General features: G+C 71.6%; 9 protein-coding genes. 5 read left to right on the top strand and 4 right to left on the bottom strand.

Translation table 11 applies throughout. The annotated features are described in order from the left end of the window. Nucleotides 1-88: 88 nt before the first annotated feature. Nucleotides 89-1,111 carry a glycoside hydrolase family 6 protein gene (locus ACSHV8_RS37350; protein ID WP_436523762.1) on the bottom strand — a complete coding sequence of 341 codons (1,023 nt, stop codon included), beginning with the start codon at nt 1,109-1,111 and terminating at the stop codon, nt 89-91. A 7-nt stretch (nt 1,112-1,118) separates the two neighbouring features. After that, nucleotides 1,119-2,903, bottom strand: coding sequence for a hydrogenase maturation protein (locus ACSHV8_RS37345; RefSeq protein ID WP_436523760.1), 1,785 nt, complete (start codon nt 2,901-2,903; stop codon nt 1,119-1,121). A 178-nt stretch (nt 2,904-3,081) separates the two neighbouring features. Between ACSHV8_RS37345 and mfd the strand changes: the two genes are divergently transcribed. Genes mfd through ACSHV8_RS37325 form a run of 4 tightly spaced genes read left to right on the top strand, consistent with a single transcriptional unit; the run spans nt 3,082 to nt 10,013 of the window. After that, nucleotides 3,082-6,690 (top strand): transcription-repair coupling factor, encoded by a 3,609-nt coding sequence (mfd, locus tag ACSHV8_RS37340; protein ID WP_436523758.1) that lies wholly within the window; start codon nt 3,082-3,084, stop codon nt 6,688-6,690. A gap of 32 nt (nt 6,691-6,722) precedes the next feature. After that, nucleotides 6,723-7,430: a hypothetical protein gene (locus ACSHV8_RS37335; protein ID WP_436523756.1), complete on the top strand. Its 708-nt coding sequence runs from the start codon at nt 6,723-6,725 to the stop codon at nt 7,428-7,430. Next, on the top strand, nt 7,427-8,386 hold the full coding sequence (locus tag ACSHV8_RS37330) for a nucleoside triphosphate pyrophosphohydrolase (RefSeq protein ID WP_436523754.1): 960 nt from the start codon (nt 7,427-7,429) through the stop codon (nt 8,384-8,386). Before ACSHV8_RS37335 ends, ACSHV8_RS37330 begins: the two co-directional genes overlap by 4 nt. A gap of 10 nt (nt 8,387-8,396) precedes the next feature. Continuing rightward, nucleotides 8,397-10,013, top strand: a complete 1,617-nt coding sequence (locus ACSHV8_RS37325) for a DUF885 domain-containing protein (protein WP_436523752.1) — start codon at nt 8,397-8,399, stop codon at nt 10,011-10,013. Nucleotides 10,014-10,058: 45 nt separating this feature from the next. Here the strand turns inward: ACSHV8_RS37325 and ACSHV8_RS37320 are convergent, their stop codons facing one another. Continuing rightward, a complete protein-coding gene (locus ACSHV8_RS37320) occupies nt 10,059-10,631 on the bottom strand; it encodes a hypothetical protein (protein ID WP_436523750.1) in 573 nt (190 codons plus the stop codon). A gap of 91 nt (nt 10,632-10,722) precedes the next feature. After that, nucleotides 10,723-11,352, bottom strand: a complete 630-nt coding sequence (locus ACSHV8_RS37315; RefSeq protein ID WP_436523748.1) for a hypothetical protein — start codon at nt 11,350-11,352, stop codon at nt 10,723-10,725. A 172-nt stretch (nt 11,353-11,524) separates the two neighbouring features. Between ACSHV8_RS37315 and eno the strand changes: the two genes are divergently transcribed. After that, a complete protein-coding gene (gene eno, locus ACSHV8_RS37310; protein ID WP_436523746.1) occupies nt 11,525-12,808 on the top strand; it encodes a phosphopyruvate hydratase in 1,284 nt (427 codons plus the stop codon). Nucleotides 12,809-12,861 lie beyond the last annotated feature (53 nt).

The raw sequence follows: 12,861 nt of genomic DNA, 5'->3' as shown, positions 1-12,861 counted from the left end.
CTGTCCCGACATCGCCGATCGTATCGGCGTCCCCCGTCGCGGGGGTGAATTGAGTCAAGAGTCTCACGGTCGTTCAGGAAGAAAACCATCACCCGGCCAAGGCCAGCGCGTACGCCGGATACCAGTGACCCGCAGGTGGGGCGTCACCACCGCAGGCGCCGTCGGACTCACCCGGTCGCTTGATCCATAGGTACGCGTCGGCCAGCGGGCTCGCGGTCCGCAGTGTGGGTGCCGCCCCGAGACGGCGGCCGGGCGGATTGCACCAGTGCTCGTCGCCGGCGCCGGGCTGGGCCGGACCGTTGCCGTTGCGGCTCGTGTCGATCACGAAGTGGGCGCCGCCGAGGAGGCGGGACAGCTCCGTTCCGTACGTCACATTGTCGTTGGTGGTCTCGAAATTGGCGACATTGAGCGAGAGACCGTGTGCGCTCGACGCCCCGGCGCGACGCAGCGCCGGGGCCATCTCGGCCGCCGGAACCCAGGTCGGATTGCCCGCGTCGAGGTAGACGCGGACGCCCGGCAGCGCGCGCAACGTCCTCACGGCGCTCGCCAGCAGCCGATAACGTTCCGCGGTCCGCCGGGCCGTGAGGCAGCCGGTGACCGCCTGGGCGACCGCGTCCGGCTCCAGGATCACCAGCGCGCGATGCCCCCGCAGGAGAAGAGCCAACTTCAAGATCCAATTTTGGTACGTGGTGGGGCCCGCCGCGCCGCCCGCCGAGTGCCCCGCGCAGTCCCGGTGCGGGATCGCGTAGAGCACGAGCAGCGGCACCCGTTCGGCCTCGGCCGCGTCGGCGACCAGCTTCTCGGCCCGGTCCAGGGTCGCCGCCCGGGTGTCGGTCAGCCAGGTCGCGACCGGCTGCCCGGCGATCCGCCGCACCACGTCGGCCTCGTCCTGACGCCCCTGGCGCTCCAGGTTGCGGACCTCGGCGGCGGCCGCGCCGGCCGGGTCGACGTAGAACACCGGCCGCTCGGGCGCCGCCGCCTCGGGAACCCGCACGACCGAGGGCGCCGGATCCCGGCCGCGCAGCAGCGGGACCGCCGAGGCGACCGTCAGCACGGCGGCGAGCAGCGCCCACCGGCGCCACCGTCCGCCGGTGTAGGAATGTCTGGCCATGCGCGGGTCAGGCGACCACCGGCACGGCCGGCCGGACCGCCGACGGCAGCCGCCGGTCGGCCGGACCGGCGTTGCCGGGGCGCGGGCGACCGGCCAGGACCGGCCCGGTGTTGCCGGCCAGCAGCAGCTGACGAGGCGTGGCGGCGGGCCGCGTCTTGCGGACGAACGCGCCCCGGGCAGCCGAGAAACCGGACCGGTCGGCGTAGATGTCCCGGCTCATCTCGGCCAGCTCGCGGGTCTCGAAGACGTCGAGCGGGATGCGCTCGGCCGCGAGCCGCCGGGCCTTGGCCGCCCGGCGCTTGCGGGCGGCCCGCGCGTCGCTGTGGCGTTCGGCCAGCAGGGTCAGCCACTGGGCGTACGCCTCCGGGTGCCGCGGCCCGATCTCGTCGACCAGCCCGATCCGGACCGCCTGGGCGGTGCTGACCGGCAGCTTCCCGTCGATCAGGTGCTGCGCCCGGTCGGTGCCGACCCGCCGGGGCAGCGTGTAGGTGTGCAGCTCGGAACCGAACAGACCCATGTCGTAGTACGGGTTGAGCACGATCCCGTCCCGGGCCGCGACCACGTCCGCGCCCAGCCCGAGCATCACCCCACCGGCCCCGGCACTGCCCGCGTACGCGGCCACCACCACCTGCCGGGTGCACGTGATGATCTCCCGGCAGACCTCGTTGATCGCCCGGATGCTGGCCCACGCCGCGCCGGCCGGGTCGGGCGCGGCCTCGATCACGTTGAGGTGGATGCCGTTGCTGAACGCCTCGGTCCCGCCGCGCAGCACGAGCACCCGGGTGTCCTGGGCGATCGCGTGCCGCAGCGCGGTGAGCAGCCGCCGGCAGTGCCCGGGGGCCATCGCGCCGTTGTAGAAGTCGAAGTGCAGCCAGCCGATCGTCCCGGTGCGCCGGTAACGGACCTGGCGGTACGCGTTCGGGATCTCCGGCTCGGCGTACGCCTGGACGGGCGAGTCGGCCACGCCGCGCAGCCGCTCACCGAGCGCGGTGGTCGCGGGCAGTTTGATGCCGCCCTCGGCCGGGCGCAGATGGCCCAGCCACAGGCTGCCGTCCCCGGTGGCGACCAGGATCGCGCCCTGGCGACGGCCGAGCAGCGTGCCCGGGCGCGCCTTGCGGACCGGACCGGGGTGCGTGTCGTAGACGTACGCGGAAAGCCCGCCGACCTCGGACAGCACCCCCGGCGTTCCGTCGGCGGCCCGGATCCGCCGCATGATCGTCTCGGTCGGGTCGGCCCAGTCGAACGCCCGATCGGCCTGGCGCATCATCGGCCGCGGCCCGGCCCCGGGGATCTGGGTCGGTGTCTCCTCGGCCGGGACCGGGGTGAAGGACGGGTCGCCGGCCTTGGCCACCACCTCCAGCGCGCACTCCAGTGCGGCATCCGAGACCGGCCCGGTGTAGAGCGCGGACTTGCGCGGGGGCACGGCCGGCAGCGGGAACGTGCGCGCGGCCCAGATCGGCCCGGCGTCCAGCTCCTCGACCGCCTGCAGCGCGGTGACGCCCCAGCTGCGCGCGCCCTCGGCGATCGCCCAGTCCAGAGAGGACGGCCCGCGGTCGCCGACCGGGCCCGGGTGCAGGATCACCGTACGGAAACGCTGCCAGATCTCGGCCGGAACCCGATCCTTGAGGTACGGGCACAGGATCAACTCGGGCGCGGCCGCGTGCACCCCGTCCACGATCTCTCGTTCACTGCCGGCCAGCAGCACGCCGACCTCGTGTCCGGCGTCGCGCAGAGCGCACCAGACCCGCTGGCTCAAGCCGTTGAAAGCGCTGACGAGCAGCAAGATACGCACGGTGCCTCCCCTTGGTCCCCGGGGGACTCTTCAACAGGACCACGCCCGCATGCCGGACATGTTGTGCGTTAAGGCGCACGGGACCAGGAGTGGCGAAGAGGCGGACTAAGCTGTGTCGCGTACCCCCGTGTCTTTCTCGACCGGGGTCGTTCGTCGTGCCCTATGGGGGTCCCTCGCCATGCAACTCGCCGGTTTGATCCCTGCCGCCCTGCGCGACCGTGGCCTCGCCCGGGCCCGTGACCTGGCGGCGAAGGGATTCGTCGACTCGGACTCGATGGATCTCACCGCCCCCGTCTCGCTGCGCCCGTTCGTGGTCGCCACCGTGGCCGGCCCGTCCGACATCGGCGGCGCCCAGCGCCCGGTGCTGGCGGTCACCGCCACCTCCCGCGAGGCCGACGACCTGGCCGACGCGCTGGGCTGCCTGGTCGACCCCGAGCGGGTGGCCGTCTACCCGTCCTGGGAGACGCTGCCGCACGAGCGGCTGTCGCCCCGGTCGGACACGGTCGGCAAGCGCCTGGCCGTGCTGCGCCGCCTGGCCCACCCCGGTGACCAGCCCCTCCAGGTCGTCGTGGCGCCGGTCCGATCGCTGCTGCAGCCACAGCTCAAAGGCCTGGGCGACCTGGAACCGGTCGAGCTGATCACCGGGCGCGAGGCCGAGCTGGAGCAGACCGCCCGGCGGCTCTCCGACATGGCGTACGCGCGGGTCGACCTGGTCACCAAGCGCGGCGAGTTCGCCGTCCGCGGCGGCATCCTGGACGTGTTCCCGCCCACCGACGAGCACCCGTCCCGGGTCGAGTTCTGGGGCGACGAGGTCGAGGAGATCCGCACGTTCGCGGTCGCCGACCAACGCACCATCGAGCAGGTCGAGCGGCTGTGGGCCCCGCCGTGCCGGGAGCTGCTGCTCACCCCGGCCGTCCGGGAGAAGGCGGCCCTGCTCGCCGCCGAGCACCCCGAGCTGGCCGAGATCCTCGACAAGCTGGCCGGGGGCATCCCCGTCGAGGGCATGGAGTCGCTGGCCCCGGCCCTGCTCGACGGCACCGACAACATGGAGCTGCTGCTCGACTGCATGCCGGCCGGGACCCACGTGCTGCTCTGCGACCCGGAGCGGATCCGGACCCGGGCGCACGACCTCACCCGTACGTCGGATGAATTCCTCGAAGCGTCCTGGGCCGCGGCCGCCGTGGGCGGGCAGGCGCCGATCGACGTCGGCGCGGTCGCCTTCCGCAGCCTGGCCGACGTGCGGGCGCACGCGGCCACGCTGAGCCAGCCGTGGTGGACGATCTCGCCCTTCGGCCTGGCCGTCACCGAACCCGGCGAGCCGCTCCCGTGGGAGGACGCGCCCGAGGTCGACGTCGCGCCGGATACCGGCGACGCCGTCGCGCTCGCGGCCCAGCCGGTCCCCCTCTACCACGGTGACACCGCGAAACTGGCCGGCGATCTGTCGGAATGGTCGGCCGCGGGCTGGGCGATCGCCCTGGTCTTCGAGGGCAAGGGCACCGCCCAGCGCGCCACCGAGCTGCTGCGCGACGCCGGCCTGGGCGTCACCCCGGTCGACTCCATCGCCACCCCGATCGCCGACGGGCAGCTGCTGGTCACCTGCGGCGGGCTCAACCACGGCTTCGTCGACGAGCAGTCCCGCCTCGCGGTGATCACCGGCAACGACATCTCCGGCGGCCGGGGCGCGTCCACCAAGGACATGCGCAAGATGCCGGCCCGCCGGCGCAACACGATCGACCCGCTCGAACTGAAGATGGGCGACTTCGTGGTGCACGAGCAGCACGGCATCGGCCGCTACATCGAGCTGGTCCAGCGCACGGTCAACGGCGCCGACCGGGAATACCTGGTCATCGAATACGCCGCGTCGAAGCGCGGCCAGCCCGGCGACCGGCTCTACGTGCCCACCGACCAGCTCGACCAGCTCTCCCGCTACGTCGGCGGCGAGCAGCCCACGCTGCACAAGATGGGCGGCGCCGACTGGCAGAAGAGCAAGGCCCGGGCCAAGAAGGCCGTCAAGGAGATCGCCGCGCAGCTCATCCAGCTGTACGCGGCCCGCCAGGCCTCCAAGGGGCACTCCTTCGGGCCGGACACGCCGTGGCAGCGCGAGCTGGAGGACGCGTTCCCGTACACCGAGACGCCGGACCAGATGGCGGCCATCGTCGAGGTCAAGCACGACATGGAACTGCAGACCCCGATGGACAGGCTGATCTGCGGCGACGTCGGCTACGGCAAGACCGAGATCGCGGTGCGGGCGGCGTTCAAGGCGGTGCAGGACGGCAAACAGGTCGCCGTGCTCGTGCCGACCACCCTGCTGGCCCAGCAGCACTTCAACACGTTCACCGAACGGATGAGCCAGTTCCCGGTGCAGATCAAGCAGCTGTCCCGGTTCCAGACACCCAAGGAAGCCACGCTCACCCTGGAGAACGCGGCCGACGGCACCGCCGACATCGTCATCGGCACCCACCGCCTGCTGGCCAAGTCGACCCGGTTCAAGAACCTCGGCCTGATCATCGTCGACGAGGAGCAGCGCTTCGGCGTCGAGCACAAAGAGCAGCTCAAAGCCCTGCGCGCCTCGGTCGACGTGCTGACCATGTCGGCCACCCCGATCCCGCGGACCCTGGAGATGGCGATCACCGGCATCCGCGAGATGTCGACCATCGCCACCCCGCCCGAGGAACGCCACCCGGTGCTCACCTACGTCGGCGCCCAGGACGACAAGCAGGTCGCCGCCTCCATCCACCGTGAGCTGCTCCGCGACGGCCAGGTCTTCTACCTGCACAACCGGGTCGAGTCGATCGACCGGGCAGCCCGCAAACTGCGCGAACTGGTGCCCGAGGCCCGGGTCGCGGTGGCCCACGGCCAGATGAGCGAGGAACAGCTCGAAAAAGTGATGGTCGGCTTCTGGGAGAAGGAGTTCGACGTCCTGGTCTGCACCACGATCGTCGAGTCCGGCATCGACATCCCGAACGCCAACACCCTCATCGTCGAACGGGCCGACCTGCTCGGCCTGGCCCAGCTGCACCAGATCCGCGGCCGCGTCGGCCGGGGCCGCGAGCGGGCGTACGCGTACTTCCTCTACCCCCGCGAGAAGCCGCTCACCGAACACGCCCACGAGCGGCTGGCCACCATCGCCCAGCACACCGAACTCGGCGCCGGCATGTACGTCGCGATGAAGGACCTGGAGATCCGCGGCGCCGGCAACCTGCTCGGCGGCGAACAGTCCGGCCACATCGAAGGCGTCGGCTTCGACCTGTACGTGCGGATGGTCGGCGAGGCGGTCAGCGCGTTCAAGGGCGAGCGGCCCGAGGAAGAACCCGAGGTCAAGATCGACCTCCCGATCGACGCGCACCTGCCGACCGAGTACATCGCGGTCGAACGCCTGCGCCTGGAGATGTACCGCAAACTGGCCGAGGCCCGCGACGACACCCGGCTGGAAGAGGTCATCGCCGAGATGACCGACCGCTACGGCGAACCCCCGGCCCCGGTGGTCAACCTGATCGCGGTCGCCCGCTTCCGCCAGCTGGCCCGCGCCTACGGCCTGACCGACGTGTCGATGCAGGGCAAACACATCCGCCTGTCCCCGCTGAACCTGCTCGACTCCAAGCAGATGCGGCTCAAGCGCTACCACCCGGACTCGGTCTACAAGCCCGCGAACGACCAGGTCAGCGTCCCCCGCCCGGCCACCCGCCGGGTCGGCGGCGAGCCGCTGCGCGACCAGGCCCTCCTGCAGTGGTGCGCCCAACTCCTCAAGGACGTCCTCGGCGACGCGCCGGTTGCGGCCCGGGTGTGACGGATCACATTGATCGTGAGAGGGTGATGCCCATGCAGCGTAGCCGCCGTCTTGCATCCATGGCCGTCGTCGCGTCCCTCGCGGTGGCCGGCCTCACCGCGTGTCGTTCCGAGCCGGCCACGGCCGCCTACGTCGGTGACACCCGGATCACCGAGAAGCAGGTGCAGAAGATCTGGGACGAGGCGCGGCAGAGCGTGGGTGACGCCGGCACCGTGCCGGTCAGCCGGGCCCAGATCGTCCGGGCCCTGGTCACCCTCCCGGTGATGGAGCAGGTGGCGGCCAACAATCAGGTGGCCTTGCCGGCCGACCTGCCGTACGACCAGATCGCGGAGAGCGTCAAGCTGCCGGCCACGATCGAGTACGTACGGCTCCTGACCAAGACCGTGGCCCTGCAGATCCTGGTGAACCAGAAGGTCACCGCCGTGGCGACGCTCTCCGAGGACGACCTGCGGGCCGTCTACAAGCGGGCCGAGGATCTGCACGCGCTGCGGCCCGGCGCCACCTTCGACGCCTTCCGCAGCGGCATGGACGAGGAGCTGAGCGCCGGCCTGAAGTCCGGTGTCGGCCGCCGCAACGAGATCGACGCGGTGACCGAGAAACTGCACGTCACGGTCAACCCGCGGTACCAGCCGATGGAGATCGTCACCTACGCGTACCCGGTCTCCCAGACCGGGAGTCTGAACCTGGTCGCCGCCGCCCTCGGCGACCAGACGCCGCTGCCGGTCACCGACGTCTCTTGAGCGCCCGGATCGTTCTGCTCGTCACCTCGCCGCGTCTGCCGGCCGGGTTGCTGACCGCCGAGGCGTGGGACACCGTGCGTTCCGGCCCGGTCTTCGCGTCGGCCGAGTCCGAGCAGGCCGTGGCGTTGCGGGCGGCCGGGGTGGACGTGACCGTGCTCGACACCGACGCGCAGGGTCTGCTCGACGCGATCGGGGACGCGCCGGTCGCGGTCTGGCTGGCCGGGGCGCACGGCGATCAGCCGTTCGCGCGTCAGCTGGGGCTGCGTCTGGCCCGCGAGCCCGGTCTGGCCGAGCTGGAGCTGATGTACGGCAGCTGGGATCCGCCCGGCGCGCGCCTGCTGGACGCGGTCGCCGTCATGGATCGCCTGGTCTCGCCGGGCGGGGATCCGTGGAAGCGGGCGCAGAGCCACCGTACCCTCGCGCCTTATCTTCTCGAGGAAAGCTACGAGGCGTACGACGCGATCGAGCGCGACGACCTCGACGAGCTGCGCGAGGAGCTGGGCGACGTGCTGCTGCAGATCGTGCTGCACGCCCGCCTGGCCGAGGAGCTGCCGGACGGCCGGGCCTGGAACGTCGACGACGTCGCCGGGATCCTGGTGGAGAAGATGATCCGCCGCAATCCGCACGTCTTCGCCGGGGAGAGCGTCGAGGACATCGAGGAGATCACCGCGAACTGGGAGCGGATCAAGCGCGAGGAGAAGTCGCGCGAGTCCGTTCTGGACGGCGTGGCGCTGAGCCAGCCGGCGCTCGCCCTGGCCGCGAAGATCCTGCAGCGCGCCGCGCGGGGCGGTGTCGATGTGCCCCTCCCCACTGAGGACGACCTCGGTTCGGGGCTGTTGCGCCTGGTCGCGGACGCTCGCGCGGCCGGTCTCGACCCCGAGGATCAACTACGAAAAGCCACTTTGGCGTACGCCGAAGCGGTGCGAGCGGCGGAAAAAGTCGGACCCTCCGAGTAGTTTTCTCGGCATGCCGGAGTTCGTACCGCTCGCCGAGCGCATCGCCGACGCTCTGCTGGAGAGCGACCCCGTGACGGCCCTCTACGCGGGGGACCATCGCTTCGACGACCGTCTGCCCGACCTCTCCGCCACCGCGGTCGAGGGCCGGGTGGCCATGCTTCGTGACGCCGCTGATGCCCTCAGCGGCATCGACGCCGACGGCCTGGAGGCGGAGGATCAGGTCGATCACGCCATCCTCGCCGCCCAGGTCGAGCAGCGGTTGTTCGAGCTGACCGAGGTGCGCGAGCACGAGTGGAATCCCCTGGAGCACAACCCGGGTCCGCTGCTGCACGGTCTGCTGTCCCGCCCGTTCGCCCCGGCCGCCGAGCGGCTGGAGAGCCTGCGAGGCCGGCTTGCCGCGCTGCCGGACGCGCTGGCCACGGCCCGGTCCGTGCTGACCGACGTGCCCCGCATCCACGCCGAGACCGCGGCCGGCCAGTTCGCCGGCACGGCCGGGCTGATCCGCGACGAGGTGCCCGTCCTGCTGGCGCAGGAGCCGGGGCTGCGCGACTCGGTCGAGCCGGTCGCGCAGGCGGCCCTGGCGGCGCTGGGCGAGTTCGACGGCTGGCTGCGCGGCCGGTTGGAGAGCGGCGAGCCCGGCCGTGACCCGCGGCTCGGCCGCCGCCTGTGGGAGGCACGGCTCTGGCACACGCTGGACACCGAGCTCTCCGCGTCCGAGGTGCTCAGCCGCGCCCGGGCGAATCTGGACCGGGTCGGCGACGAGCTGCGCACGCTGGCCGCCGAGATCGTCGGCGGTCCGGCCGACGACGAGACGGTCCGCCGCGCGCTGGACACGATCGCCGACCAGCACCCGGACAACACCACCATCGTCGGCCTGGCCAAGCTCACCATGGACGAGGCGACCGAGTTCGTCCGCGCTCAGGACGTGATCTCGCTGGTCGACGACCCGTGTGTGATCGAGGAGATGCCGGAGTTCGCCCGGGGCGTCGCGGTGGCCTACTGCGATCCGCCCGGCCCGCTGGAGACGGCCGACGTGCCGACGTTCTACTGCATCGCGCCGGCGCCGTCCGACTGGTCGCCCGAGCGGGTCCGAAGTCTGTACCGGGAGTACAACAACGAGATGATCCGGAACCTCACCGTCCACGAGGCGATGCCGGGTCACTTCCTGCAGCTGGCCCACGCCCGCCGGTTCCGGGGCAGCAGCCGGGTCCGCGCGCTGGGCTGGTCCGGGCCGTTCGTCGAGGGCTGGGCGGTCTACGCCGAGGAGATGATGGCCGGTCTCGGCTTCGGCGGCCCGGCCGTGCGGTTGCAGCAGCTCAAGATGCAGCTGCGGATGAGCCTGAACGCGATCATCGACCAGCTCGTGCACTGTGACGGGCTGGCCGAGGCCGACGCGATGGAGCTGATGACCGGGCGCGGCTTCCAGGAGGAGGGCGAGGCAGCCGGCAAGTGGCGGCGGGCGCTGCTCACCTCGACCCAGCTCTCGACGTATTTCGTGGGCTACACCGAGGTGGCGGCGATCGCGGCGCTGCGCCCGTTCGGCGCCACGCCGAAGGCCTGGCACGACGCGATGCTGGCCCACGGCTCCCCGCCGCCGCGTCACCTCCGGGCGCTGCTCGGCGTTTGATCCGGCCGGCGACAGGCGAGGTCCGAGCGGTTCGGGCCAGGGGGTTCAGGGCTTGAAGGCGGCGTCGTCGGCGGTCGGGGTGAGGTCGGTGAGAGTGAGGTCGAGCGTGGTGCCGGCGAGCACGCCGGTGAGGGCGGCCATCGTCCCGTCCCCGGTCACGCAGACCTCGAAGGCGCCGGTCAGCTTCACGCAGGCGGCGTGCCGCCCGGCGATCGTGGTGTCCCGCTCGGTGATCGCCAGCGCCGGGTCGGCCGCGGCCGCCCGCAGTTTCGCCTCGACCGCGCCCGGCGTGATCATCCCGGTCGCGGGGAGCGGTTCGGCCGGGCCCGGGGCGCCGGTCACGCAGGTGGCGGCGCACCGGATGGTGGCCTCCGGGGTGACGATCAGACGACCGCCGGGCCAGCGATAGGCCGTACGCGAAGGGGCTTGAATGATGTGGGCAGTGCCCCCGTCGCCCAGGCGGTAGGTCGCGGTGTAGGTCAGGCCGGCCGAGTCGGCGAGCTGGCCGGCGATGTCGAGGACGGCGTCGGCCGGACCGACCCCGGCCGCGCTGGCCCGGTCGAGGTCGGTGCACGCGGTCGTGGCGAGGATCGCGCCGAGGGCCAGGAAAGCATTCACGAAACGACGGCAGGCCACGTTCTCCACCCTGGTCCACCGGTCCGGGGCGCGCAAACGATATAGGCCGGTCAATAGAGACCGGAATTGTTCGTCACGCGGACTCGGCGGCTTTGGTGCGCATCATGAGTTGATAGCGCATGACATATCGGCGAATGATCTTCGCTTCCGACTCGGGCGGGTCGTAGAGCGCGACCATCTCCACCGACAGCGGCCCGCGGACCGGTACCTGCTGGCGCATCGCGCTGGCCTTGGTGACGGTGGCCGTGAACTCCACCACGTCGCCGCCGAGTTGCGCCCGCAGGGCCACCTCGTGCCCGGGCCGGACCTCGACGTCGGTGAAGTGGGCGCGCACCGACCGCTCGCTGATGTCGTGGATCCAGCCGATGGCGTCGGGGTGCCCGGATCGGGTCATCACGATCGGTTCGCCACCGCCGCCGCGCACGTAGAGCCGGTTCTGGACGATCTCCGGCTCACCGGCCAGGCGCAGCTCGGCCCGGTTCTCGTCGGCGGTGGCGACGGTGGCCGACACCACGTACCGGCCGCGGGGCGCGGCCGACCAGCGCAGGATCACCGTGGACCCTTGCCGGGGCAGGTGGGCGCGGGGGAGCGAGACGGTCACGGCCGCGTCGGTGGCGGCCACGATCCGGACGCCGGGGCGGATATCGCCCCCGGCTTCCATCTCGACGCGTGAGCCGTCCTCGGGAAACAGGCTGCTGCTCATAGTGCCCCCTGTTTCGGCAGGCGGGCCCCGGTTTTGAGGCATACCGCGCGGTGAACTTGGGCGGGCGGCCGAACGCGCGGCCGGTCGGCTCGATACGCTCACTGGCGTGGTCGGCCCGCAGGGTCGCGGACCGAAACGGTATTCGTACAACGCTTAGGGAGCGACACCACAAATGGCCACCATTGAAGCGATCGTCGCCCGCGAGATCCTGGATTCCCGTGGCAACCCGACCGTCGAGGTCGAGGTCGGCCTGGACGACGGCACGGTCGGCCGCGCCGCGGTTCCGTCCGGGGCGTCCACCGGCGCGTTCGAGGCGCACGAGCTGCGTGACGGCGACAAGGGCCGTTACCTCGGCAAGGGTGTCGAGAAGGCCGTCGCCAACATCGAGGACAAGATCGCCGACGAGCTGATCGGTTACGAGGCGAGCGAGCAGCGCCTGATCGACCAGAAGATGCTCGACCTGGACGGCACCGACACCAAGTCGGAGCTGGGCGCCAACGCGATCCTGGGCGTCTCCCTGGCCGTCGCCAAGGCCGCCGCGCTCTCCGCCGAGCTCCCGCTGTTCCGTTACGTCGGTGGCCCGAACGCCGCCGTCCTGCCGGTCCCGATGATGAACATCGTGAACGGTGGCGCGCACGCCGACTCCAACGTCGACGTGCAGGAGTTCATGATCGCCCCGATCGGCGCTCCGACCTTCCGCGAGGCGCTGCGCACCGGTGCCGAGGTCTACCACGCGCTGAAGTCGGTCCTGAAGAAGAAGGGCCTGTCCACCGGTCTGGGCGACGAGGGCGGCTTCGCGCCGAACCTGCCGGCCAACGCCGCCGCGCTGGACCTGATCGCCGAGGCCGTCCAGGCCGCCGGTTTCTCCCTGGGCAGCGACATCGTGCTGGCCATGGACGTCGCCGCGACCGAGTTCTACAAGGACGGGGCGTACGTTTTCGAGGGCTCCCCGAAGTCGACCGACGAGATGATCGCCTACTACGCGAAGCTCGCCGCCGACTACCCGATCGTCTCCATCGAGGACCCGCTGGCCGAGGACGACTGGGCCGGCTGGAGCGCGATGACCGCGGAGCTGGGCAACAAGATCCAGATCGTCGGCGACGACCTGTTCGTCACCAACCCGCAGCGCATCGCCCGCGGCATCGCCGAGGCGGCCGGCAACGCGGTGCTGGTCAAGGTGAACCAGATCGGTTCGCTGACCGAGACGCTGGACGCCGTGGACCTGGCCCACCGGGCCGGTTTCAAGACGATGATGTCGCACCGCTCCGGTGAGACCGAGGACACCACGATCGCCGACCTGGCGGTCGCCGTCGGTTCCGGTCAGATCAAGACCGGCGCCCCGGCCCGTTCGGACCGGGTTGCCAAGTACAACCAGCTGCTGCGCATCGAGGAGCAGCTGGAGAGCGCCGCGCGTTACGCCGGTGCGGGCGCGTTCCCGCGTTACCGGGTCGCGTAACACCCGACCGGCCATCATGGTGGAAGTGGCACCCGGGCCCACTCGGGTGCCAC

Source organism: Actinoplanes sp. HUAS TT8, assembly GCF_051380535.1.
GTDB lineage: Bacteria > Actinomycetota > Actinomycetes > Mycobacteriales > Micromonosporaceae > Actinoplanes.
Note: the sequence above shows the minus strand (reverse complement) of the source record. Positions and strands in the feature narration are given on the sequence as shown.

Excerpts from the sequence above, each read along its gene's own strand:
- ACSHV8_RS37315 (WP_436523748.1), bottom strand. The coding sequence starts at position 11,352 with ATGAGCAGCAGCCTGTTTCCCGAGGACGGCTCACGCGTCGAGATGGAA.
- ACSHV8_RS37335 (WP_436523756.1), top strand. The coding sequence starts at position 6,723 with ATGCAGCGTAGCCGCCGTCTTGCATCCATGGCCGTCGTCGCGTCCCTC.
- eno (WP_436523746.1), top strand. The coding sequence starts at position 11,525 with ATGGCCACCATTGAAGCGATCGTCGCCCGCGAGATCCTGGATTCCCGT.
- ACSHV8_RS37350 (WP_436523762.1), bottom strand. The coding sequence starts at position 1,111 with ATGGCCAGACATTCCTACACCGGCGGACGGTGGCGCCGGTGGGCGCTG.
- mfd (WP_436523758.1), top strand. The coding sequence starts at position 3,082 with ATGCAACTCGCCGGTTTGATCCCTGCCGCCCTGCGCGACCGTGGCCTC.
- ACSHV8_RS37325 (WP_436523752.1), top strand. The coding sequence starts at position 8,397 with ATGCCGGAGTTCGTACCGCTCGCCGAGCGCATCGCCGACGCTCTGCTG.